The organism is Pseudomonas sp. AA-38, from assembly GCF_029457475.1.
Classification (GTDB): Bacteria; Pseudomonadota; Gammaproteobacteria; order Pseudomonadales; family Pseudomonadaceae; genus Aquipseudomonas.
In genome coordinates this window covers 2,936,002-2,959,497 of sequence record NZ_CP120359.1, presented here as the reverse complement: position 1 = coordinate 2,959,497, position 23,496 = coordinate 2,936,002, and the positions used below count along the sequence as shown (strand labels likewise).

Below are 23,496 nucleotides of genomic sequence, written 5' to 3'. Positions count from 1 at the left end.
GCGCTCAGCGCGCGCGGCGGATGCGTTTGCGTGCGCTGCGCGCCAGGCGGATGCTGAGCATCAGGGCTGCGCCGGTCAGGCCCACCACCAAGCCTTGCCACAGGCCGCTCGGGCCACTGGGCTCGCCCAGCCAGTCGGACAAACCCAGCGCATAGCCCACCGGCAGACCGATGCCCCAGTAGGCGAACAGGGTCAGCAGCATGGTGATGCGCGTGTCCTGGTAGCCGCGCAGGGCGCCAGCGGCCGTGACCTGGATGGCGTCGGAGAACTGGAACAGCGCCGAGTAGACGATCAGCGTCGCGGCCACCGCGATCACTGCCTTGTCCGGGGTGTAGATCTGCGCGATCTGTTCGCGCAGGAGGAATATCAGGCTGGCTGACAGGCAGGCGTAGGCCAGGGCCGCGCCCATGCTCACCCCGGCGGCGAAGCGCGCCTCGCGCGGCTGGCCACGGCCCAGCGCCTGGCCCACGCGCACGGTGGCGGCCATGGCCAGGGAGTAGGGGATCATGAACACCATGGAGCTGAAATTCAGCGCGATCTGGTGGCCCGCCACCACGGTGGCGCCGAGGCCGCCGATGAGCAGGGCGATCACCGCAAAGATGCTCGACTCGGCGAACACCGCCACGCCAATGGGGACTCCGATGGCCAGCAGACGCTGGATTACGTTCCACTTTGGCCAGTCGAAATGGGCGAACAGCTCACTGGCGCGGTAGTAGGGCGCCCATTTCACCCAGGTCATCAGGCCGAGTAGCATGAAAATCATCACCAGCGCCGTGGCCCAGCCGCAGCCGACGCCGCCCATGGCCGGCAGGCCGAACTTGCCGTAGATGAAGATATAGTTGGCCGGGATGTTCAGCAGCAGGCCGAGAATGCCCAGCACCATGCTTGGCCGGGTGTGGCCCAGGCCATCGCTGTAGCAGCGCAACACGTGGTACAGCGCCACCGCCGGAAAGCCGCAGGCCACCGCACGTAGATAGCCCATGGTCGGGGCGATCAGCAGCGGGTCGACATCCATGACGCGCAGGATGAATTCGCCGTTCCACAGCAAGGCTGCAGCGCTGACGCCCACGGCCAGAGCCAGCCACAGTGCCTGGCGTACCAGCGGGCCGATGGCTGCCTCCTCACCGGCGCCGAAGCGCTGCGCCACCTTGGGCGTGGTGGCCAGAAGGATGCCGGTCATCAGCAGGAACACCGGCACCCAGATCGAGTTGCCCAGCGCCACGGCGGCCAGATCCTCCGGGCTGACGCGCCCGGCCATGAGAGTGTCGACGAAACCCATGGCGGTATGGGCCAACTGGGCGATGATGATGGGGGTGGCCAGGACGAGCAGGCTGCGCAGTTCCGTGCGCACGCGCCCCAGGCGGTTTTCGCTGGGCATTTCGTGTCTTCGAGAGGAGGCGGAAAACCGCGTAGTCTACGCCTTGACGCATTGGTCAGGAAAGTGCCGCTGCCATGTGCCTGCTGCCCTGGCATACAATGCCGGCTCAGCCCTGGAGCCGCCCCATGCAGATAGTCGCCGACGAAAACATTCCCCTGCTCGATGAGTTCTTTGCCGGCTTCGGCGACATCCGCCGTCTGCCGGGTCGCGCCATCACCGCGCAGGACGTGTGTGACGCCGATCTGTTGCTGGTGCGTTCGGTCACCCGCGTCGATCGGGCGCTGCTGGCCAGCAGTCAGGTGCGCTTCGTCGGTACCTGCACCATCGGCACCGATCATCTGGATCTCGAGTACTTCGCCCAGGCTGGCATCGCCTGGAGCAGTGCGCCGGGCTGCAACGCCCGTGGCGTGGTGGATTACGTGCTGAGCAGCGTGCTGACCCTGGCCGAGCGCGAAGGCGTCGATCCGGCCTCGCGGGTCTATGGCGTGGTGGGCGCCGGGCAGGTCGGTGGGCGGTTGGTCGAGCTGCTGCAGGGGCTGGGCTGGCAGGTGCGGGTGTGCGACCCGCCGCGCCAGGCCGACGAGGGCGGTGATTTCGTCAGCCTGGAAACCATCATCGCCGAGTGCGATGTGATCAGCCTGCACACGCCGCTGGATGCCTCGACGCGGCATCTGTTCGATACGGCGCGCCTGGCTGCACTTAAACCTGGCGCCTGGCTGATCAACGCCAGCCGTGGCGCGGTGGTGGACAACGTCGCGCTGCGCGAGCTACTGCCACAGCGTGCCGACCTCAAGGTCGTGCTGGATGTCTGGGAAGGCGAGCCGCAGGCCGATGTCGAGCTGGCCGCGCTGTGCCAGTTGGCCACGCCGCATATCGCCGGTTACAGCCTGGACGGCAAGCTGCGTGGCACGGCGCAGATCTACCAGGCTTGCTGCAGGATGCTCGGCGTACCCGATCAGGTGTGTCTGGCCGATCTGTCGCCGGCACCCTGGCTGAGCGAGGTCACCCTAAATGGCAGCGCCGATCCGACCTGGGTGCTGGCCAGCCTGTGCCGCGCGGTGTACGACCCGCGCCGTGACGACGCGGATTTTCGCCGCAGCCTGGTGGGTGGTGCCGAAGCGCGGCGGGCGGCCTTCGACAGGCTGCGCAAGCATTACCCGATGCGGCGTGAGATCGATGGTTTGCGGGTGCGGGTTCAGGGGGATGCAGGGCAACTGGTCGGCCTGGTGCGAGCTTTGGGCGCCACCGCACTGTAGGGCGGCTGTTTGTCGAGCCGCTCGCTGCATCTTCTGCGGCATAACCTGCGCCAGCGGTGCAAGGCCAACCATCGGCTGGTGGGTTACGCGGCGCGTTATCTCTTGAGTGGCTGCCGGCTCGGCGTGCGGCGCCGCTAACCCACCCTACGGGTATTGCATCATCCTTGAGTCTTATTTCGAGCAATTGAATTGCATGCAATTCAATTGCTCGCTATCTTGCTCGTCACACCCATGCCCTTCAGGACGACTCCCATGAGCGATGCACTTCTCGATATCCCGGTCACCACCATCAAGGGTGAGCAGAAAACTCTCGCCGACTTCGGTGGTAAGGCTCTGTTGGTGGTCAATACCGCCAGCAAGTGCGGTTTCACCCCGCAGTACAAGGGGCTGGAAAGCATCTGGCAGCGTTACAAGGACAGCGGTCTGGTAGTGCTCGGCTTTCCCTGCAACCAGTTCGGCAAGCAGGAGCCGGGCGACGAGGGGGCGATCAGCGAGTTCTGCGAGCTGAATTTCGGTGTCAGCTTCCCGCTGTTCAAGAAGATCGACGTCAATGGCAGCGATGCCCACCCGCTGTTCGTGCAGCTCAAGAAGCGTGCACCAGGCCTGCTCGGTAGCCAGGGCATCAAGTGGAACTTCACCAAGTTCCTGATTGGCCGCGATGGCCAGGTGGTCAAGCGTTTTGCCCCGACCACCAAGCCCGAGGAGCTGGGCGCCGAGATCGAAGCTCTATTGCAATGATCAGTTCGACCGAGACCGGGCTGAGCCTGGACGACCAGTTGTGCTTCAAGCTGTATGCCGCCTCGCGGGCGGTGATCCGGGGTTACAAGCCGATGCTCGATGCCCTGGGCCTGACTTACCCCCAGTACCTGGCCATGCTGGTGCTCTGGGAATGGCAGGCGCGGCCGCCTGCACAGCCGACGCTCAAGGCCCTGGGCCAACGTTTGCAACTGGATTCGGGCACCTTGACGCCTTTGCTCAAGCGCCTGGAGCAGAGCGGCCTGGTGTTGCGCCGCCGCGCCGCGCAGGACGAGCGTGAGGTGCATCTGGCGCTGAGCGAGCGGGGTGTGGCGCTGCATGCGCAGGTGCTGCCGCTCAAGGAACAGTTGTTGTGCCGTTTCGCAGAAGACGAGTTGGCCGAACTGGAGGGCTTGCGTCAGCGCCTGGATAGGCTGCTGGTGCGTCTTGACCCACCGGCTCAGGCCGGCAGCCAAGCCTCCAGCAGCGCCGCCAGTTCCTCGCGGCGGAAGGGTTTGGCCAGGTAATCGTTCATACCGGCGGCGCGACAGCGCTCGCGTTCGTCGGACAGGGCGTTGGCGGTCAGGGCGATGATCGGCAGCTCCGGCCAGCGGCCATTGAGGCGGATGCGGCGGGTGGTTTCGTAGCCATCCATCACCGGCATGTTGCAGTCCATCAGCACCAGATCGATGGGCTCCTGCTCCAGTCGCTCCAGGGCTTCGCCGCCATGGGCAGCGACCAGCACTTCGCAGCCGAGCTTGGCCAGCATGCCTTTGGCCACCATCTGATTGACGGGGTTGTCTTCCACCAGCAGCACGCGCGCGCTGCGCTGTGTTGTGCCGGCTTCGCGCAGTGCGAGCTGGGCTTCCTGAGGTTCGTGCTGGAGCTGATGACGCAAGGCCTGGCGCAGGCCATCGCGAGCCAGCGGGCGGGCGATCTGTTGCAAGGGGGCCAGGCTGGCGGCCTGTTGCTGTGGCAGGAAGTTGCCGTAAGCCGTGACCAGGAGAATCGGCGTGGTAATGGCCGGGCGTATGCCCAGCAGGCACTCCGGGCAGTCGCTGATCAGCAGATCGGCCTGGACGCCGAGCAGGCTGGCGTCGGTGTCCAGGCGCCGATAATCGAGGCCCCAGGCCGGCAGCCAGCGTTCGAGCATTTGATGCAGGCCGCTGCTGCTGGGGGTCATCGCCACGATCTGGCCTTGCAGTTGTGGCCCCGGTAACGCCTCGCTCTGGGTCGGCAGGGGTAGCAGGGCGCAGAATTCGCTGCCGAAACCTTCCTTCGAGTTCAGGCTCAGGTTGCCTTGCATGGCTTCGCACAGGCGTCGGGTCAGGGCCAGGCCCAGGCCGGTACCGCCGAATTCGCGGGTGATGCCGACCGTGGCCTGGGCAAAAGGCTGGAAGATGCGCGCCTGTGCTTCTTCCGAGATACCAATACCGGTGTCGCGCACGCAGATGTTGATGCCGGTGTCGGTACGTTCCACACGTACATCGACGCGGCCGAAACGGGTGAATTTCAGTGCATTGGACAACAGATTGCTGACGATCTGTCGTACCCGGGTCGGGTCACCGAGCACCTGTGTGGGCAGGTGTGGGTCGATCAGGCAGGTCAGCTCCACGGCGGCCGCGGCGTTCTGCGACAGCAGGCTGGCGGTTTCTTCCACCAGCAGACCGAGGTCGAAGGGAATCTGCTCCAGCTCCAACTGGCCGGCCTCGAATTTGGACAGGTCGAGGATATCGTTGAGCAACTCCACCAACACCTTGCCGGAATCGTGGGCGATGCTCAGTTGCTGGTGCTGTTCGCTGCTCAGTGGTCCATCCAGAGCAAGGGCGAGCATGCCCAGCAGACCATTGAGCGGTGTGCGGATCTCGTGGCTCATGTTGGCCAGGAAGGCCGAACGCGCCTGTGCCATGTTCAGGGCGGTGGTGCGTGCCTGCTCCAGCTCCTGGTTGGACTGGCTGAGGCGGGCGTTGGCCGCCTTGAGCTCGGCGGTGCGGGCCGAGACGATATTCTCCAGCTCACTCAGGTATTGGTTCAGTTGGTCTTCGGCAGCGCGTCTCTGCTCGATTTCCTGGGTCAGGCTGGACAGGTGGCGGTTGGTCACCTCCACCAGCGTGCCGATCTCGTCGTGTTCGTGACCGCTGGGGCAGGGCACTGGGCGGGCTTGGGCATCCTGCGGATTACGCAGACTGAGGGCGCGGATGACGTTGATCAGGGGCTTGGTCAGCATGAAGTAAAACAGTACCAGCAGGATCAGCGACAACAGCAGGCTGCGAGCGAAGCCGGTGAGCAGGGTGAGCAGGGAGCGGTCGAGGAAGTGGCTGCCGAAGGCGTAGGTGTCCACCTCCAGGCGCAACACGCCGAGCGGTTCGTGCGGCGAGTGGGCAACGTACAGCGAATCCTGGAACTCACGCTGGGCGCCGAACAGGCTGTCGCTGAGTACCCGGTAACGGCTTTCCCGCCGTGGCCGGCTGGCGCTGGCCAGTACCAGGCCGCTGTTGTCGATCAGGGAGGCATGAACCACCGCGGGTGAGCGCAGCAGTCCCAGCACCAGCTCCTGAGCCAGCTCGGCATCGATGTTGTAGGCGATACGGGCCGCCGGGTTATGGCTGATTTCCAGCAGCGCATGAATCTCGCGGTTGATGGAGGCCTCTTCGCTGGCATAATCGATCGCCACCTGAATGATGCTGAGCAGGGTGCCGAGGATGAACGCGACCAATACGGTCAGGCCGGCTTGCTTGAACGAGAGGCGATGGGTGAGCGAAATATCCATGAAGGCCCGCATGTTCCTTGATCCTTGGCGGCAAGCATAGCTGATTGCAGAGCTGGATCGGCAGCGCGTTCTGTGAGCGCTGATTAATGAGGAGTAGATGGTGGATTCTCGATTGCAGAGCTTTCTGACGCGGGCCGAGCAGGTGTTGGAACGGCTCGAACCCCTGTTGCCCGCCTTGCGCCCGCAAGTGGATTGGCATCACTGCATGGCGGCACGTTGGCAGCGCGATGGGCGTAGCGGTTATCTACAACCTTTGCAGGTCAGTCTCGATCTGTCGTTGAGCGATCTGCTCGGCGTCGATGCGCAGCGTGAGCAACTGGCGCGCAACACCCGGCAGTTCGTCGACGCCTTGCCGGCCAACCACGCCTTGCTGTGGGGCGCCCGTGGTACGGGCAAGTCGTCGCTGGTCAGGGCGCTACTGGCCGAGTACGCGTCCGCTGGCCTGCGTCTGATCGAGATCGAACGCGACCATCTGGCCGACCTGCCGCGCGTGGTGGAACTGCTGGCGGATCTGCCGCAGCGTTTCGTGCTGTTCTGCGATGATCTGTCCTTCGAGGCGGGCGAGGGTGACTACCGGGTGCTCAAGAGCGTGCTCGACGGCTCACTGGAGCAGGCGCCGGACAACGTGCTGCTGTACGCCACCTCCAACCGCCGTCATCTGGTGCCCGAGCGCCAGAGCGACAACGACAACTGGAAGATGGTCGATGGCGAGCTGCATCCCAGCGAAGCGGTGGAGGACAAGATCGCTTTGTCGGATCGCTTCGGCCTGTGGCTGTCGTTCTATCCCTTCAGCCAGGAGCATTACCTACTCGTGGTACGGCACTGGGTCACGGTGCAGGCGCGTGCCGTAGGCTTGCGCTGGGAGTGGGACGAGGCCCTGGAAAAAGCCGCCATTCGCTGGGCGCTGGGGCGCGGCAATCGCAATGGCCGCTGCGCCTATCAATTCGCCCGCCACTGGGTCGGGCTGCAACTGCTGGAGCAACGAGCATGATCGATCTTTCCCAGGCCGGCGCGGGGAGGCAGGGCTATGACCTGCTCTGCGCACAACTGCAGGCGTTGCTCAGTGGCGAGCATGATTTCATCGCCAATGCCGCACAGTTCTCCGCGTTTCTCTTCCACGAACTGACGGATCTGAACTGGGCAGGTTTGTACCTGGTCAAGGGCGGGGAACTGGTCTTGGGGCCGTTCCAGGGCAAGGTGGCCTGTGTGCGCATTCCCTTCGGCCGTGGCGTGTGTGGTGCCGCAGCGGCCACTCTGCAGACGCAGCGGGTGGAGGATGTGCACGCCTTTGCCGGGCACATCGCTTGCGACAGCGCCTCGAACAGCGAGCTGGTGGTGCCGCTGCTCAAGGACGGGCGCCTGATCGGCGTGCTCGATCTGGACAGCCCGCTCACCGGGCGTTTCAGCGCTGACGATCAAGCCGGTATCGAGGCCCTGGCGGCGATCTTCCTGGCCGCCAGCGACTGCTGAGGGCGAGCGCGCAGGGCACCTGCGCGCTAGGGTTATCAGCGGCGAATGCCAAGCTTCTCCAGGGTGCGCAGCTCGCGCGGCAGCAGTTGCTGCACGCTGGCGCGGGCCTTGATGCGGGCATAGTGCGCGGCCAGGTTTGGCCAGCGCGCGGTGTCCAGGGTTTCGCCGCCATGCTCCATGTTGATCAACTGGCAGGCGAGGGCCAGATCGGCCATCGTCAGCGTCTCGCCGAGGAAGAAGGGGCCTTCGCCCAAGGTGGCTTCGAGGTAGTCGAAGTGCTTCGGTAGCGCGCTCTTGAGCGTATGCTGCACCTGCTCTTCATCGCAGCCCTGGCCCATGCTGACCTTGAGGACGCGATTGCGGAACACGCTGAAGGTGCACAGCGGCGCTAGTTCATAGTCCGCGTACTTTTCCAGCCAGCGCACCTGGGCACGTTGTTCGGCACCTTCGCCGTACAGAGCCTGGCGTTCGGGGTAACCTTCTTCGAGGTACTGGCAGATGACGCTGGAGTCGGCGAGATTGAGTTCGCCATCGCGGAAGGCTGGAATCCGCCCCAGGGGGTTGAGCTCCCGATACCAGGCGGGTTGATCACCGAACGGCATGATCACCTCCAGATCGTACTCCAGGCCTTTTTCCAGCAGACACAGGCAGAGTTTGCGTACGAACGGGGACAGGGGGGCACCGTAAACGGTCATGCTCATGGTGATGGGGCCTCGTCAGGGATGATGGCTCGGGGCGCAGGGGCTGCTGCGCCAGTGGCGGGTAGGGTTCAGTCGTAGATGTTCTTCTTCTTCCAGTCTTCTTCCAGACCCTTGAGTCCTTCGGTCAGTTCGCTGGGTTCGTCCTCGGCCGGCGGCGGATTGTCCAGCACCATGGCATTGGCGCGCGCCAGTTGTTCCTCGAAGCGCTTGAGCTGGGTCTGGTACAGCGCCGGTTCCGGCTGTTTGCGCAGGTATTGCACGGCGCGCTCGAAGGCCAGGCGGGCCTGGCCGGGGCGGCCCTGTTGCAGTGCGCTCTGGCCCAGGTTGTTGAAACATTCGATATAGACCTGCACCAACATCTGGCGGATCTGCCGCATCCATTGCTTGCCGTCGTTCACCGGGATCAGGTTGATCTGCACGGCCCCGGTGATCAAGGCCTGCAGGTTTTCCAGCACGTAGCGCACTTCCTTGGCCTTGGCTTCATTGAGAATGGGCAGGGGCGGGTTCTTCACGGCAATCGATTCGCCCTGAACCGCCAGCGCGCGCAAGGCGTCGATCTCTCCGGCGAGGTTGGCATTGTGCTTGTCCACGGACTGCAGGCGCTCGCTGAGCTGGAGTTGCAGTTGGCACAGCAGCAGCTTCAGGCGCGGGCTCATCAACTGGCCGGGGATGCGCTCGGAAACGTCCTGGCAGCGGCGGATGCGGTCGATGAGATCGGCGCGTTGACGGGCTTTGTCCAGCTTGCTTTTCTCGACGGCATGATTGATGTAAGCAATGATCATCAACAAGGCGATACCGATGACGATAAGCAGGGTTATCACGAGCGGGGACAAGGTATGAACCTCTTGGCAACTGGCGTTTCGCCCGAGTGTAGTGGCTTGTCTGCACGGCTCCTAGCGCTATGTCTAATTCTTGGTTGAAGTCTTTGATTTTAAAAATTTTTTAGAGAGTGGTTGACGGCCCTGCAAAGGCTCCATAGAATGCGCGCCACTTCCAGCGCAATGCCAGAAACAGAGCGAAGGAAGCCGGAAAGTTGCTTGATGTTCCGGGGTGTGTCCCCTTCGTCTAGTGGCCTAGGACACCGCCCTTTCACGGCGGTAACAGGGGTTCGAGTCCCCTAGGGGACGCCACTTTCAAGCTGTAATGCGGGAATAGCTCAGTTGGTAGAGCACGACCTTGCCAAGGTCGGGGTCGCGAGTTCGAGTCTCGTTTCCCGCTCCAGATTTTAGAAGCGCTGCTTCGGCAGGGTTTCAAACCAAGTTCCAAGGTCCCCTTCGTCTAGTGGCCTAGGACACCGCCCTTTCACGGCGGTAACAGGGGTTCGAGTCCCCTAGGGGACGCCACTTTCAAGTTGTACTGCGGGAATAGCTCAGTTGGTAGAGCACGACCTTGCCAAGGTCGGGGTCGCGAGTTCGAGTCTCGTTTCCCGCTCCAAATAAACGAAAACGCCGCTCAATCGAGCGGCGTTTTCGTTTCTGCCGTTTGCCTTTCAGGCGACCTGCGCCAGATACAGCAGGGCATAGCCCAGCCCGCACAAGCCCCAGCCCAGCCAGGGCGAGAACAGGGCGCGCCACAGCCAGTGGCGCGGGGTGAAGCCGACGCCGTGGATGAAGGCGCAGGATACGCCCCACATCACCAGCATCAGCAGCGAATGGCTGTAGCGCCCCTGGCTGTCGAGCATGGCGCCAGGGTGGATCATCAGCAGCAGCGCCAGGGGCGTGGCCAGCAACCAGGAGAGCACGCGCATGGGCGCGCGCTCGCTCAGGGTGGTGTCAGTCATGTTCGCGCTCGGTATCGAGATCCTGCGTGGTTTCCAGCCACAGCGCGTTGATGATGCCGAAGCTGCAGGCCAGCAGCACGCCAAGAATCCAGGTGAAGTACCACATCGCGTTTCTCCTCAATACAGGCCGTGGGGGTTGGCTTCGATGCTGCTGTCGTTCAACTTGCCCCACATGCGGATATAGCTCCACAGGGTGTAGAGCAGGATCAGCGGCACGAAGATGCAGGCGACGACGAACATGATGCCCAGGGTCTTGTGGCTCGATACCGCGTCCCACACCGTCAGACTGGAGGCAGCATCGAGGCTGGACGGGAAGACGAAGGGGAACAGGGCGAAGCCGGCGGTGCAGATGGCGCCGACTATCATCAGGCTGCTGCCGAGGAAGGCCAGGCCGGCGCGGCGTCCGCTACTGGCAAGAATCGCCAGCAGTGCGCCGAGTACGCCGAGCACCGGTGCCGTCATGGTCACTGGGTAGTGGCTGTAGTTGCCGAGCCAGCCGGCGTTGTCGGCCAGTACCTGCTTGTTCAGCGGGTTGAGCGCAGCCCCTGCATCCACGGCGCCGATCAGGCTCATGCCTTTAATACCCAGTGCCAGCCAACTGCCGGCCAGCAGGAAACCGATCAGGAACACCAGGGCACTGAGGTAGGTGGCCTGGCGTGAACGCGCGGCCAGATCCCCTTCGGTGCGCAGCATCAGCCAGGCGCCGCCATGGGCGCAGAGCATGCTCAGGCTGACCACGCCGCAGAGCAGGGCGAAGGGGTTGAGCAGGGCGAAGAAGGAGCCGTGGTAGGTCGAACGCATCATGTCGTCGAGCTGGAACGGCAAGCCGAGGAACAGGTTGCCGAAGGCCACGCCGAACACCAGTGCCGGTACCGCGCCGCCGACGAACAGCGCCCAGTCCCAGGCGCTACGCCAGCGTGGGTCGCTGACCTTGCTGCGGTAGTCGAAGCCCACCGGGCGGCAGAACAGGGCGAACAGCACCAGCAGCATGGCCCAGTACAGGCCGGAGAAGGCCACCGCGTAGACCATCGGCCAGGCGGCGAACAGCGCGCCACCAGCGGTGATGAACCACACCTGGTTGCCGTCCCAGTGCGGGGCGATGGTGTTGATGGCGACGCGGCGCTCGTTGTCGGTCTTGCCGACGAAGGGCATCAGCGCCATGGCGCCCATGTCGAAGCCATCGGTGAGGGCGAAGCCGATCAGCAGCACGCCGATCAGCACCCACCAGACGAGTTTCAGGGTTTCGTAGTCGAACATGGCGAAGTCCTCAGGCGTGGGCCGGCTGCTGTTGCTCGAAGTGGTAGCGTCCGCTGTGCAGGCTCGACGGGCCGAGGCGGGCGAACTTGATCATCAGGTACATCTCCACCACCAGCAGCAGGCTGTAGAAGGCGATCAGTGCGGTCAGCGAGCCCCAGATATCGCCAGCCGACAGGCTGGAGGTGGACAGGTGTGTCGGCAGCACCTCACCGATGGACCAGGGCTGGCGGCCATGTTCGGCCACGTACCAGCCGGTCTGCGCGGCGATCCAGGGCAGCGGCAGGCTCCACAAGGCCCACTTGAGCAGCCAGGGTTTGCTTTCCTCGTTCTTCTTCGCCGAAGCCCAGAAGGCGCAGACGAACAGGGCCAGCATGAGGAAGCCACTGGCGACCATGATGCGGAAGGTCCAGAACAGGCTGAACACGTCGGGAATGGTATCCAGCGCGGCCTGCTTGATCTGCTCCTCGCTGGCATCGACCACGTTCGCCGTGTACTTCTTCAGCAGCAGGCCATAGCCCAGGTCGTTTTTCACGGCGTTGAAGGCGGCGAGGGTCTCGGCCGACTTGTCGCCGCCGCGCAGTTGCTCCAGCAACGCATAGGCTTGCATGCCATTGCGGATACGCGCCTCGTGCTCGATGAGCAGATCCTTGATGCCCTTGACCTCTTCATCCAGCGAGCGGGTGGCGATCAGGCCCAGCGCGTAGGGAATCTTCACCGCGTAGTCGGTGCGCTGCTGCTCCTGGTTGGGCAGGCCGAACAGGGTGAAGCCAGCCGGTGCCGGGTGGGTGTCCCACTCGGCCTCGATGGCCGCCAGTTTGGTCTTCTGCACGTCGCCGATCTCGTAGCCGGACTCGTCCCCCAGGACGATCACCGAGAGGATCGAGGCCAGGCCGAAGGCCGAGGCGATGGCGAAGGAACGGCGGGCGAAGCCCAGGTCGCGCTTCTTCAGCAAGTAGTAGCTGGAGATGGCCAGGATGAAGATCGAGCCGGTGACGTAGCCCGCCGCCACGGTATGTACGAACTTGACCTGGGCCACCGGGTTGAACAGCAGGGCGCCGAAATCGGTCAGCTCCATGCGCATGGTCTCGAAGTTGAACTCGGCGCCTACCGGGTTCTGCATCCAGCCGTTGGCGATGAGGATCCACAGCGCCGAGAGGTTCGAGCCGATCGCCACCAACCAGGTCACGCTCAGGTGTTGCAGCTTGCTCAGGCGATCCCAGCCGAAGAAGAACAGGCCGATGAAGGTGGACTCGAGGAAGAAGGCCATCAGCCCCTCGATGGCCAGCGGCGCGCCGAAGATGTCACCCACGTAATGGCTGTAGTAGGCCCAGTTGGTGCCGAACTGGAACTCCATGGTCAGCCCGGTGGTGACGCCGAGGGCGAAGTTGATGCCGAACAGCTTGCCCCAGAACTTGACCATGTCCTTGTAGACCTGTTTGCCGGTCATCACGTAGACCGACTCCATGATCGCCAGGAGGAAGGACAGGCCCAGGGTCAAGGGGACGAAGATGAAGTGATACATCGCTGTCATGGCGAACTGCAGGCGTGACAGGTCGACGACTGATTCCGAGATCATCTCGGTTTCTCCTCGGTGGGTAGTGAAGATGGACTGGCGGGTTGGCCGAACAGGTGAAGCTCGACGCGCTGCTGACCATCTTTCGGCACGGTTGGCTCGGTGAACCAGATGGCCTTGATACCCAGCAGCAGGGTCAGCTTGATCAGCAGGATCACGGTGATCTCGCGGATCAGCGGGATTCGCCAGGGAGAGGTAGGTGCGCGCTCGGACATCTCGACGCTCCAGGTTTGCCGGCGCTGACTCGGGGGCACCGGCAGAGTGGGTGTGTCCTAATGTTACTGGGTACTCATGGGGGTATGTAGGTGCAGAAATTGATGCAGGTCAGAACAATGGCAATTAGTCGGAAGATTCCTGCATCCAGGCGCCATGGGACTCAGTCGAAGGTTGGCAGCGTGGGGGTGAGCAACTCCCGACCGGCTGCTTGCCAGGCCTCGATGCCACCGGCCAGGGAAAGCACGTTGCGGTAACCCATTTCCCGTAGCGCGTCGGCAGCCAGGGCCGAGCGGCCACTGTTCTTGCAATAGAGCACGAGCTTGAGATCACGATTCGACAGTTGTGGATCGTTGCTCAGCTTGAACTCCAGCAGCCCGCGGGGAATGTTGACGGCCCCGGGAATGTGCGCGGCGCTGTATTCGTCCGCTTCACGCACGTCGATCAGCAGGTCGGCGTTGCGGATGGCCGCTGCGGCCTGTTGCAGATCGACTTCAGCGATACGGGCCTTGGCGGCGAGCACCAAATCATGAGCGCTTTTCATGGGGATTTCCTTGCAGGGGCTGTGGTTGAGAGCAGGGCGCTGGAGCGAGCTGCCTGAGTGCCTCGAACTGGCTGATGAACACCTGGCCGCCGAAGGTCTGCAGGAAGTCGGAGCGGCGCAACTGATCCATCACCGGGCCCTTGACCTCGGACAGATGCAGTTGCACACCGGCTGCATGCAGGCGCTCGGCTATGGTTTCCAGCGAATCCAGGGCGCTGGCATCGATCAGGTTGACACCCGAGCACATCAGCACCAGGTGGCGCACCTGCGGCCGGTTGGCAACCAGCTCGCCGATGCGCTCTTCCAGGTAGCGGGCATTGGGGAAGTACAGGCTTTCGTCGACGCGCAGCGACAGCACGCTGGGGGACTCGATCACGGCGAAGCGCTCGACGTTGCGAAAGTGCTCGCTGCCTGGTACCTGGCCGACCACGGCGATATGCGGCTGGCTGGTGCGCCAGAGAAACAGCAGCAGCGACAGGCCGACGCCGAGCAGGATGCCGGCCTCGACGCCGATCAGCAGCACGCCGAGCAGCGTGGCGATCTGCGCGGCGCCGTCCTGGGGTGAATAGCGCCAGGTATGCCGGAGTGACTTGAGGTCGACCAGGCTGAGCACGGCGACGATGATGGTGGCGGCCAGCACGGCTTGTGGCAGGTCGTGCAGCAGCGGGGTCAGCAGCAATACGCTGAGGCCGATGCCCAGGGCGGTGAATACCCCGGCCATGGGCGTCTGCGCGCCGGCATCATAGTTGACCACCGAGCGGGCGAAGCCACCGGTGACCGGAAAGCCACCGCTGAACGCCGCGCTGATGTTCGCCGCGCCGAGGCCGAGCAGTTCGTTGTCCGGCCCGATGCGTTGGCGACGCTTGGCGGCCAGGGTCTGGCCGACCGATACCGATTCGACGAACCCCACCAGGCTGATCAGCAGCGCCGCCGGCAGCAGTTGCATGGCCAGGTCGAAATCCAGCATGGGCAGGGTCAGTCCAGGCAGGCCCTGGGGCACCACACCGACTACCTTGACCCCGGCTTGCTCCAGTTGCAGCAGGGCGACAGCGGCAATGGCCACGATGATCGCCAGCACCGGCCCGGCCTTGGCCAGGTTGCCCGCCAGTTGTGGCGACAGGCCAAAGCCTTGCAGCAAGGGCTTGAGCCGGGCTCTGGCCCACCACAGCCAGGCAAGGCTGAGGGCGCCGATAAGCAGGGTCGGCCCGTGTGTCTGTGGCAACGCCTGGAAGAGCTGTGGCAGCAGGTGCGGCAGGTTCTCCCCGGACGCCGAGACGCCGAGCAGGTGCTTGAGCTGGCCAACGGCGATGAGAATGCCCGAGGCGCTGATGAAACCGGACACCACCGGGTGGCTGAGAAAGTTGGCGAGAAAGCCCAGGCGCAGCATGGCCATGGCCGTCAGCAGCAGGCCGCTGAGCAGGGCCAGGAGCATGGCGGCGCCGACGTATTGCGCACTGCCGGCGGGGAACAGCGGGGCGAGGGCGGCGGCGGTCATCAGCGACACCACCGCCACCGGGCCCACCGCCAGGGTGCGACTGGAACCGAACAGGGCATAGGCCAGCAGCGGCAGGATGCTGGCATACAGGCCGGTCACCGGCGGCAGGCCGGCCAGCATGGCGTAGGCCAGGCTCTGAGGAATCAGCATCAGGGTGACGATCAGCGCGGCGAGGCCATCCTGTGCCGCGCTGCTGCGATCATAGCGTCGCCCCCAGTCCAGGCAGGGCAGCCAGTGACTCAATTTCATTTCTGCTCCTTGCCGAAATCGCAGGCTGCAGGGGCTTCGACCGCCAGTGGCTGGTGGGGCAGGCGCTTGGGCTCGGCCAGCCATTCACGGCCACGCAGCATCAGGTCGAAGTAGATGCTCGGCATCATCCGCACCTTGAGATCCCAGGCCAGGCGCCGTGGCACCGCCGGATCCAGCGGAAAGGTGGGCAGCAGCTTGCCGCCATAGCCGAACTCGGCCAGCACCACCTTGCCTCGTTCGACGGTCAGGGGGCAGGAGCCATAACCATCGTAGATCGCTTGCGGGCCCTTGCCGGCCAACACGGCGAGGACATTCTCGGCCACTACCGGGGCCTGCTTGCGCACCGCTGCGGCAGTCTTGGCGTTAGGGGCGGCGCACACGTCGCCGAGGCTGAAGACGTTGCCGAAGCGCGGGTGGCGCAGGGTTTCGTGATCGGCCTCGACCCAGCCGTCGGCGCCGCCCAGGGGGCTCTGACGGATGAACTCCGGCGGTCGTTGTGGGGGCACGGCGTGAAGCATGTCGAATGGTTCTTCGATGGTCTTGCTTGCGCCGCTGGCATCGGTCTGCTTGAACCAGGCGCGCTGCGCCGGGCCATCGACGGCGATCAGGTTGGTGTTGAAGTTGAGCTGTGCGCCATAGCGTTCGACATACTGCATCAGCGGCGGCACGAAGGTGGGCACGCCGAACAGCACGGCACCGGCCGAACAGAACTCGACATCGATCTGCGGCAGCACGCCTTGCTTCAGCCACCAGTCGCAGGACAGGTAGAGGGCTTTCTGCGGTGCGCCGGCGCATTTGATCGGCATGGGCGGCTGGGTGAACAGCGCGCGGCCCTTGCGCAGGTTCTGCACCAGTTGCCAGGTGTAGGGTGCCAGCTCGAACTGATAATTGGACGTTACGCCATGTTTGCCGAGGCTTTCCTTGAGGCCTTCGACGCCGTCCCAGTGCAGGCTCAGACCGGGGCATACGATCAGGGCGCGGTAGTTGATCCGGTTGCCATCTTCCAGCACCACGCGCTGCTGCTCCGGCTCGAAGCCGGCCACGGCCGCGCGAATCCAGTGTGCGCCGTGGGGGATGCAGCGCGCCATCGGCCGTTCGGTGCGGGCACGGTCGAAGACGCCGGCGCCCACCAGTGTCCAGCCCGGCTGGTAATAGTGCTGATCGCGAGGTTCGATCACCGCGATGCGCAGTTCGGCGTTGCGCTTGAGTAGGCTGGCGGTTACCGCGCAACCAGCCGCGCCACCGCCGACCACCACCACATCGTAGCGCTGGGTTGGTGTGCTGCTGGTGGCCGGCTGAACGGTTGGCGCCTGCTGCCAGCGCTGCTCCAGGCGCGGCAGCAGGCCAACGAGGTCGTAACCCTGCTCGTGGGCAGTGCTGAGCAATACCACGGGGTCAAGGTGATGTGCCTCGCTCAGCGCCCAGAGACTGGTGGAGCGTGTGCCGGTACGGCAGAACGCCAGCAGCGGGCCCCTTGCCTGGTCGAGCAGGTTGCTGAAGGCATCCACGTCTGCGTCGCTGATCTGCCCGGAAACCACCGGCAGGTAGTAGTACTCCAGGCCGCTGGCCTGGGCGGCGGCGGCCATCTCTTCCGAGCTGGGCTGGCCTTCCCCCTCGCCGTCGGGGCGATTGTTGATCACGCTGCGAAAACCGGCGGCGGCCAGTGTGCCCATGTCTGCCGGTTGTAACTGCGCGGCCACTGCGATGAATGGCGTCAGGCGCTTGAGCGAGTCCATGGCGATGACCTCAGAGCACGTCGAGGGGAATCTTCAGGTAGCGGGTGCCGTTGTCTTCGGCCGGTGGCAGTTGCCCTGCGCGCATGTTGACCTGCACCGAGGGCAGGATCAGGGTCGGCATGCCCAGGGTGGCGTCGCGTTCATGGCGCATGGCGACGAAGCTCGCTTCATCGATGCCCTGGTGCACGTGCACGTTGTGCGCGCGCTCCTCTGCCACCGTGGTCTGGTAGCGGAAGTCGTCGCGGCCTGGTGCCTTGTAGTCATGGCACATGAACAGGCGGGTTTCGTCGGGCAGGGCGAAGAGCTTCTGGATCGACTGGAACAGGACATGAGCATCGCCGCCCGGGAAGTCGCAGCGCGCGGTGCCGTAGTCGGGCATGAACAGGGTGTCGCCAACGAAACCGGCGTCGCCGATCAGGTAGGTCATACAGGCTGGGGTATGGCCGGGGGTGTGAATGGCGCTGGCGTGCAGCTCGCCAATGCGGAAGGTATCGCCATCGTGGAACAGATGATCGAACTGGCTGCCGTCGGTGGCGAATTCGCTGCCTGCGTTGAACAGTTTGCCGAAGGTGTTCTGAACCACGGTGATGTGCTCACCGATACCCAGCTTGCCGCCCAGTTCGCGCTTGAGGTAAGGCGCGGCGGACAGGTGATCGGCATGTACGTGAGTTTCCAGCAGCCACTCGACGTGCAGGCCGCGTTGCTTGACGAAGGCGACGATGCGCTCGGCGCTGGCGTGCGAGGTGCGCCCGGAGGCTGGGTCGTAATCCAGCACCGAGTCGACGATGGCGCAGTGCTGCGTGGCAGGATCGATGACGACGTAGCTGTAGGTGTAAGTGGCAGGATCGAAGAATTCGACGACATCGGGGCGCATGATCAATCTCCTCTCATATACCCGTGGGAGTATTCAATTAAGATTTAGCTTAACTGTATTTTTTGTTCTATGCATAGATTTATATGGAATATACGGCGAGCACGTTGCACGCACTCGCCATATGCGTGGCGTGCGGAGCTGGTGGCTGTCTGATCATCGCGTCGAGGCTTCATTGGCGGCTGCGTCATGCGCGTGAGAGGCGGCTAGTGCGGCTCCTCCCAGCCGCTGAGCATCGCGCGGATATGTGCCAGCGGCGTGTGCCCAGTGGTGGTCAGGTAGATATGCACGATCAGGAAGATCAGCATCATGAAGGCCGCTAAAGTATGCGTCAGGGCTACCTGTTCCAGGCCCAGCCAGTCAGGCAGGTAGGGTTTTACGCTGCCCCAGAACAGGTAAAGCAGACCGCTTGCCCAGATCAGCGGGTTGATCAACAGCAGTACGCCCAGGTAGGCGATGCGCTGCAAGGGGTTGTGCTTGCGTTCGCGGGTCACCTTGTAAGGGTGCGGTGCCCCGGTGAAGATGCCGTGCGCATAATAGAGCGCCACCCTTTGGATATTGGCCAGGGTCGGGATGTACTGCCGCCACTGGCCGGTGGTGAAGTGCCAGAAGATGGCGAATACCCACAGGGTGATCAGCAGCCAGGCGGCGATTTCATGCACCTCTACCGCGCTACGAAAGTCGAGCAGGGCATGGCTGCCGTGGATGGCGAAGCCGCTGAACAGCAAGGTGATGATCAGCAGGGCCTGCGACCAGTGCCAGAAGCGCTCGAAGCGGGTGAACAGATAGAGACGCTCGCTCATCTCAGGATCTCCTTCTGCGCTGGTAGGCGGCGATGCGCAGCGCACCGTGGAGCGACACGCCGAGCAAGGCGAGGCCTGCAAGGCTGAAGCCGAGGGTATCGAGCAGCACATGGCGATCCTTGCCTGGCAGCCAGATGCCCGGCACGGCTGCCAGGCGTCCCTGGCGGGAGTGACACTGCACGCAATCGAGTGCCTGCTCCTTGGGCGCGACCATATGGGTGATGGGCCACAGCATGCGGGTATCGACGAAGCCGAAATGACCGCTGTAGGGCGAGCCTGTGGCATCGGCGCCAGCCTGCAGCGCCTTGGCCCAGTCGAAGTTGTACCAGAAGGCCGTATCGTCGGGCACGGCAATATGGGGTACCAACAGGGTATTGAGTACCTGATCGTAGGGCTGGCGACTGTGGAAGGTCTTCACTGGCCAGATGCGCGAATCCGCTGCGCCGGGCGTGCCATGGAAGACGTTGATCGGCACGCGCTCGCTCGGGTCGATTCGGCTATCCGGTTGCACATAGGTGACCGTGCCATCGAACCAGACATAGTCGGGCACCAGGTTCTCGCCGAGGACGAAGTCGCCCTTGCGGCTGTCGTAGATCAGGTGGCCATTGGCGTCCCAGGTCTGGAATGGTTTGCCGGCGCCATCCAGCTTGCCGGCAGTGGACCAGTCCCAGGCCATCTTGGTCGGCACACCGCCACGGGCGAAGGTTGGAATGTGGCAGCTCTGGCAGGCCAGAGTGCGGCTGTGGTCGTTGAGCCGCCCGGCATGCAGTAGGGTGCCTTGATGCGGGCGCTCGCCGTGGCAGGCCTGGCAGGTGGACGGGTTGCGGGTGCTGCGTTCGCCACGCAGGAGCGCTGCGTGCGGATCGGTGGCGGTCACGCTGATGCGGCTGCCGGCGATCTGGTGCTGATCGGACACATGGCAGGTGGAGCAACTGAAGTCGGGGCCGGCCCGGCTCATGTGCACGTCCAGGCTGCGTGGCGGGTCGTTCAGCGAGGAGTCGAGATCACCGTGCTTGACGCCGTCGCCGCCACCGCCGTAGTAGTGGCAGGCACCGCAGCTCTGGCGTGAGGTGGCGCCGATGTTGCGTGCCACGATGGCCAGATCCACCGGATCGACGAATGTTCCCGAGCCTGGGGACGTCTCGCTGCGAACCAGGGGCGGATGGCCGGCCAGGCCCGTGAGCTTCAGGTAATTGCCGGTGTTGTGGCAGGCCAGGCAGTCGACCTTGCTCTGGTCGCTGAAGTCGAAACTTGCATCCTGCCAGCCGTAGCCGACGTGGCAGGACTGGCAGAACGCCTCGTTGGAGCGATCACCGATGCAGAAGCCGTTGATCATGGTCTTCTTGCCCAGGCGCTGGCCGGTGTCCGGGTTGATGTAGTCCCAGGTCCAGTGACGGCTGGCCATCACCTGCTTGGCCGCCTCGGTGTGGCAGCCGAGGCAGGCACGGGTGACGTCCTCACCGCTGGCGAATGGCCCCTGCAGCTCCTTGAAGCGGCCATGGTCGGCGGTGGCGGCCAGCGCCGGGCCGGGCAGCAGCAGAAGCAGGCAGATGAACCCAGCGCTTGCCCGCCGTGAACCGTTCATAAGCACCTCCCGCTCTCGGTTGTCAGTGTGCCCTTGGCCTGTGTCGCCGGATCGGCTGTCGATACCGGCAATGTGCACCTCGCGGCGCAGTAACAGGTTCCAGGTCAGGCGCAGCAACCCTGCCAGGGTCAGCGCCTGGATGCTCGCCAGGATCAGGATGCCGAGCCAGTAAGGTGCGCCGAATGGCTCGATCAGCCCGCCTTTGACCCAGACCAGATGCCACCAGAACATGCCCATCACGAAGAGCGCCACACCGGGGCAGATCAGGCCGAAGCTGATCGGGTTGCGTTCGTCGCCGCTGAGGTGGCTGCGCAGATAGCCATTGAGCTGCATGACTCGGTAGCCGACCAGCATCACGCCGAGTTGCAACATGAATATCCCGGTCAGCACGACGAAGATCGTGCCGCTACTCGCACCGCCGGAAAAATGATGACTGAGGCCGTGCTGCAGGCGCAGCCATTCAATGCCGAGCAAGGTCAGGATTGGTACCAGCATCCAGATGCTGGGCGTCGCTTTGGGCTGCAGGCCGTGCGTCATCATTGCGCCGATGCCGGTTACCAGGACGACGCCGCCGATCACCAGCGACAGCACCAGAAACAGGATCGACAACGTCGCCGCCAGCACCGATAGCAGTTTCACCTGGGACATGCCTGCCGGGGCGGCAAAGCCCACCGAGAGCATGGCGAAGGTAAACACGGCCAGCAGTGCGGACAGATGGCTGTGCTCTTCGCTGCGATGACCGCCGCTCACCAGCATATGGCTCAGGTAGCGGCCATAGATTCGCAACGCACTCCAGGCGATGGCGGCGAAGGCAAGCAGAGCCAGAGGAAACAGGTATTCGACCTGCGGCCACAGGCCAGGCACGAACAGCGCACCGAGGGCGAAGCAGACGTTCACCGTCATCGCCAGGGTCAGCGGCACCGCCATCAATTGCACTTCGGCTGGTGACTGGCGCAAGGCTGCCAGCCCCTCCTGGCTGGCTGCAGCGCGATACTCGCGGATATTCCAGGCCAGCAACAGCACATGCAGCAGCGCCATGGCGAGCACGCCAGCGCTGGCGATCAGCAGTATCGCTCTCATTGATGCAGGGTTGGCGCCAGCGCTCTGCCAGGCGGCCTGCAGGTGTTCCCAGGTCGGCATGGGGCTGCCCGCGTGGGGCACCATCCACATCAGGTACATGAAGAACGAGATCGACAACCCTCCGGCGCCAAGGGCGGACAACCAGTAGCTGGGGTGGTAGGGAACATCGCCGCTTCGCTGGAACATGTCGCACCTCCTTCATCCCGGGTTCATTCGGGTAGGCAAAGTTCGCCTCTGAACGCTGCCAGCGCCGTTTTCCCGCTCAGCAGGGCAACCACGCCAGTCAGCAGGATCAGCAGTGTCCACCCGAGCCCTTCGTAGAAGACCAGGCCGCTGCGCTGCGCCATCTCGAAAGTGGCCAGGGTCAGCGCGGCCAGCGGAAAGGAGTAGGCCCAGGCGGAGATGAAGAAGGGCACGCGGAAGAAGCGCACGGCGTTGCTCGCCAGCAGCAGGCCGAGGAACAGCGCGGTGAAGTAGAGTATGCGGGCGAAGGCATCCAGGCTGTCGGTCAGCGCCAGATAGGCGAGGAACCCCACCGAGGGCGGTGCCAGAAGAATGAACAGCGTTGGGGTCAGGCGGATGGGCAGGGGTTCGTGGAAGAACAGCCGGTACAGCACGATGGTCAGCAGCACCAGCCAGAACACCAGGCCGATGCTGAAGAAGAACCAGCTAATGTCGAGCGGCGCGAAGCCTGCGCCGGCCACCGGAACCAGGATGTTGCCCACCACCGGGATGAACCAGGCCGGATTGGCGTGGTTGATCTGGAAGTGGGCATGGTGGATCCAGCCGCTCATGGCCAGCAGGGTGAATACGAGGTGCAGTGCGGCGCCCACGCTCCATAACCAGGTCGCCAGGGTGGGCGCGGCATGTGCCCAGGCGATGGCGAGCAGGAGCAGGCCGATGGAGATGGCCGGGAAGAAATTCTGCTTGAGCGGATGGGCGCGCTCGGCCATTACCGCTGCGCGATGACGCAACAGCTTGGTGAGGTAGATCAGCAGCAGGAAGGCGAACAAGGCCGTGCCCAGCCCGCGCAGGCCGCCGCCGATCTGCTCCGGCACCAGCCCCGTCTGGGCGGCCTTGAGCCAGGCGATGGCCAGGCCGGCCACGCCCATCACACTGGCGAACAGTGCCACCGGAAAGTGGGCGAGCCGATGGGGCGCGGCGCTCTGATGATCGATACTGGTATCCACGCGAATCTCTGCTTCCAGGCGCCATTGGTGATGGTTCCCCCACGCCGGGCCTGGGCAGGCGTGAGGGCACCAAGTCGCTTCAGAGCGTTCTGGTGGAAAAGTACCAATCGGTGGTGTCGTAGCCTTCCGACGCACGCTTTTCGGCATCCTCGGCGGTCTTCGGCGGCGGTACGATCACTGGCTGACCCAGGCACCAGTTTTCTGGTGTGGCCACACCGTGGGCGTCGGAGGTCTGCAGGGCTTCGAGCAGGCGGACGAACTCGTCGATGCTGCGGCCGTTGCTCATCGGGTAATAGACCATGGCGCGCAGGATGCCATTGGGGTCGATGAAGAAGGTCGCGCGTACCGCCTGGGTATCGGCGGCACCTGGGTGCACCATGCCGTAGGCACTGGCCACCTTCATGGAGATGTCTTCGATGATGGGGAAGGGGATCTCGACGCCGAACTTCTCCTTGATGTTGCGCATCCAGGCCAGGTGGGAGAACAGGCTGTCGATGGAGAGGCCGAGCAGTTCGCAGTTCATCGAGGCGAACCTGGGGGCGGCCTGGGCGAAGCCGATGAATTCGGTGGTGCAAACCGGAGTGAAATCGGCGGGGTGAGAGAACAGGATCAGCCACCTGCTACGGTAGTCTTCGAGCGAGCGCTCGCCCGAGGTGGTGCGCGCCGTGAAGGCCGGGGCCGGTTCGTTCAGGCGCGGGAAGTTGATCTGCGGCGCGTTTTCCATCGTTTCTTACCTCTGCATCGTGTCCAGAACATCGAATGGAACCTCTGTAAGCACGCAAGCAGCGGGTTGCCGACGTTATGAAAACC

General features: G+C 64.0%; 22 protein-coding genes and 4 tRNA genes. 9 read left to right on the top strand and 17 right to left on the bottom strand.

Features of this window, described 5'->3' with window-relative positions:
* Positions 1-4 precede the first annotated feature (4 nt).
* Positions 5-1,378, bottom strand: coding sequence for an MATE family efflux transporter (locus PVE35_RS13520; protein WP_268183390.1), 1,374 nt, complete (start codon positions 1,376-1,378; stop codon positions 5-7).
* A gap of 125 nt (positions 1,379-1,503) precedes the next feature.
* Here PVE35_RS13520 and pdxB point away from each other — a divergent pair, with 125 nt between their 5' ends.
* The 3 genes from pdxB (at position 1,504) to PVE35_RS13505 (ending at position 3,896) form a co-directional block, all read left to right on the top strand.
* Entirely contained in the window at positions 1,504-2,634 is a 1,131-nt protein-coding gene (gene pdxB / locus PVE35_RS13515; RefSeq protein WP_277372094.1) for a 4-phosphoerythronate dehydrogenase PdxB, read from the top strand.
* 252 nt (positions 2,635-2,886) lie between these two features.
* Complete coding sequence (locus tag PVE35_RS13510) at positions 2,887-3,372, top strand: glutathione peroxidase (protein WP_277372093.1); 486 nt, start codon at positions 2,887-2,889, stop codon at positions 3,370-3,372.
* Positions 3,369-3,896 carry a MarR family transcriptional regulator gene (locus tag PVE35_RS13505; protein WP_277372092.1) on the top strand — a complete coding sequence of 176 codons (528 nt, stop codon included), beginning with the start codon at positions 3,369-3,371 and terminating at the stop codon, positions 3,894-3,896. The genes PVE35_RS13510 and PVE35_RS13505 overlap by 4 nt, the downstream gene beginning before the upstream one ends.
* Here PVE35_RS13505 and PVE35_RS13500 read toward each other — a convergent pair.
* A complete protein-coding gene (locus PVE35_RS13500; RefSeq protein WP_277372091.1) occupies positions 3,830-6,139 on the bottom strand; it encodes a response regulator in 2,310 nt (769 codons plus the stop codon). The genes PVE35_RS13505 and PVE35_RS13500 overlap by 67 nt on opposite strands.
* Positions 6,140-6,239: 100 nt before the next feature.
* Between PVE35_RS13500 and PVE35_RS13495 the strand changes: the two genes are divergently transcribed.
* Both PVE35_RS13495 and PVE35_RS13490 read left to right on the top strand, forming a co-directional pair.
* Positions 6,240-7,130, top strand: coding sequence for an ATP-binding protein (locus PVE35_RS13495; protein WP_277374888.1), 891 nt, complete (start codon positions 6,240-6,242; stop codon positions 7,128-7,130).
* Positions 7,127-7,609, top strand: a complete 483-nt coding sequence (locus PVE35_RS13490; RefSeq protein WP_268183401.1) for a GAF domain-containing protein — start codon at positions 7,127-7,129, stop codon at positions 7,607-7,609. Before PVE35_RS13495 ends, PVE35_RS13490 begins: the two co-directional genes overlap by 4 nt.
* A gap of 35 nt (positions 7,610-7,644) precedes the next feature.
* Here PVE35_RS13490 and PVE35_RS13485 read toward each other — a convergent pair whose 3' ends face one another.
* Both PVE35_RS13485 and PVE35_RS13480 read right to left on the bottom strand, forming a co-directional pair.
* Positions 7,645-8,310 carry a glutathione S-transferase family protein gene (locus PVE35_RS13485; protein WP_268183403.1) on the bottom strand — a complete coding sequence of 222 codons (666 nt, stop codon included), beginning with the start codon at positions 8,308-8,310 and terminating at the stop codon, positions 7,645-7,647.
* 68 nt (positions 8,311-8,378) lie between these two features.
* Complete coding sequence (locus PVE35_RS13480) at positions 8,379-9,143, bottom strand: hypothetical protein (protein ID WP_277372090.1); 765 nt, start codon at positions 9,141-9,143, stop codon at positions 8,379-8,381.
* 221 nt (positions 9,144-9,364) lie between these two features.
* On the opposite strand from PVE35_RS13480, the gene PVE35_RS13475 reads away from it, so the two are divergent.
* From PVE35_RS13475 to PVE35_RS13460, 4 genes are all read left to right on the top strand, one after another.
* Positions 9,365-9,440 (top strand) — tRNA-Glu (locus tag PVE35_RS13475).
* A gap of 15 nt (positions 9,441-9,455) precedes the next feature.
* Positions 9,456-9,531, top strand: a tRNA-Gly gene (locus tag PVE35_RS13470).
* Positions 9,532-9,577: 46 nt separating this feature from the next.
* Positions 9,578-9,653: transfer RNA gene (locus PVE35_RS13465), tRNA-Glu, on the top strand.
* 15 nt (positions 9,654-9,668) lie between these two features.
* Positions 9,669-9,744, top strand: a tRNA-Gly gene (locus PVE35_RS13460).
* Between the two features lie 55 nt (positions 9,745-9,799).
* Here PVE35_RS13460 and PVE35_RS13455 read toward each other — a convergent pair.
* The 13 genes from PVE35_RS13455 to PVE35_RS13395 form a co-directional block, all read right to left on the bottom strand.
* Positions 9,800-10,090 (bottom strand): cyd operon YbgE family protein, encoded by a 291-nt coding sequence (locus PVE35_RS13455; RefSeq protein ID WP_277372089.1) that lies wholly within the window; start codon positions 10,088-10,090, stop codon positions 9,800-9,802.
* The gene (gene cydX, locus PVE35_RS13450; protein ID WP_277372088.1) at positions 10,083-10,196 is read right to left on the bottom strand and encodes a cytochrome bd-I oxidase subunit CydX; all 114 of its coding nucleotides are present in this window, start codon (positions 10,194-10,196) and stop codon (positions 10,083-10,085) included. Before cydX ends, PVE35_RS13455 begins: the two co-directional genes overlap by 8 nt.
* An 11-nt stretch (positions 10,197-10,207) precedes the next feature.
* On the bottom strand, positions 10,208-11,347 hold the full coding sequence (gene cydB, locus PVE35_RS13445) for a cytochrome d ubiquinol oxidase subunit II (protein WP_277372087.1): 1,140 nt from the start codon (positions 11,345-11,347) through the stop codon (positions 10,208-10,210).
* Between the two features lie 10 nt (positions 11,348-11,357).
* On the bottom strand, positions 11,358-12,923 hold the full coding sequence (locus PVE35_RS13440; RefSeq protein WP_268183412.1) for a cytochrome ubiquinol oxidase subunit I: 1,566 nt from the start codon (positions 12,921-12,923) through the stop codon (positions 11,358-11,360).
* Positions 12,920-13,135, bottom strand: coding sequence for a cytochrome oxidase putative small subunit CydP (gene cydP, locus PVE35_RS13435; RefSeq protein ID WP_268183413.1), 216 nt, complete (start codon positions 13,133-13,135; stop codon positions 12,920-12,922). Before cydP ends, PVE35_RS13440 begins: the two co-directional genes overlap by 4 nt.
* Before the next feature lie 161 nt (positions 13,136-13,296).
* Positions 13,297-13,677, bottom strand: a complete 381-nt coding sequence (locus PVE35_RS13430) for a rhodanese-like domain-containing protein (RefSeq protein WP_277372086.1) — start codon at positions 13,675-13,677, stop codon at positions 13,297-13,299.
* Positions 13,661-15,421, bottom strand: a complete 1,761-nt coding sequence (gene sulP / locus PVE35_RS13425) for a sulfate permease (RefSeq protein ID WP_277372085.1) — start codon at positions 15,419-15,421, stop codon at positions 13,661-13,663. The genes PVE35_RS13430 and sulP overlap by 17 nt, the downstream gene beginning before the upstream one ends.
* A complete protein-coding gene (locus PVE35_RS13420; protein WP_277372084.1) occupies positions 15,418-17,157 on the bottom strand; it encodes a bifunctional protein tyrosine phosphatase family protein/NAD(P)/FAD-dependent oxidoreductase in 1,740 nt (579 codons plus the stop codon). Before PVE35_RS13420 ends, sulP begins: the two co-directional genes overlap by 4 nt.
* Before the next feature lie 10 nt (positions 17,158-17,167).
* Positions 17,168-18,031 (bottom strand): MBL fold metallo-hydrolase, encoded by an 864-nt coding sequence (locus PVE35_RS13415; protein ID WP_277372083.1) that lies wholly within the window; start codon positions 18,029-18,031, stop codon positions 17,168-17,170.
* Positions 18,032-18,234: 203 nt separating this feature from the next.
* On the bottom strand, positions 18,235-18,831 hold the full coding sequence (locus PVE35_RS13410) for a cytochrome b/b6 domain-containing protein (RefSeq protein ID WP_268183422.1): 597 nt from the start codon (positions 18,829-18,831) through the stop codon (positions 18,235-18,237).
* Between the two features lies 1 nt (position 18,832).
* Positions 18,833-21,682 carry a tetrathionate reductase family octaheme c-type cytochrome gene (locus PVE35_RS13405; RefSeq protein ID WP_277372082.1) on the bottom strand — a complete coding sequence of 950 codons (2,850 nt, stop codon included), beginning with the start codon at positions 21,680-21,682 and terminating at the stop codon, positions 18,833-18,835.
* A gap of 23 nt (positions 21,683-21,705) precedes the next feature.
* Positions 21,706-22,686, bottom strand: coding sequence for an SLAC1 anion channel family protein (locus PVE35_RS13400; protein WP_277372081.1), 981 nt, complete (start codon positions 22,684-22,686; stop codon positions 21,706-21,708).
* A 79-nt stretch (positions 22,687-22,765) separates the two neighbouring features.
* Positions 22,766-23,410, bottom strand: coding sequence for a peroxiredoxin (locus PVE35_RS13395; protein ID WP_277372080.1), 645 nt, complete (start codon positions 23,408-23,410; stop codon positions 22,766-22,768).
* Positions 23,411-23,496 lie beyond the last annotated feature (86 nt).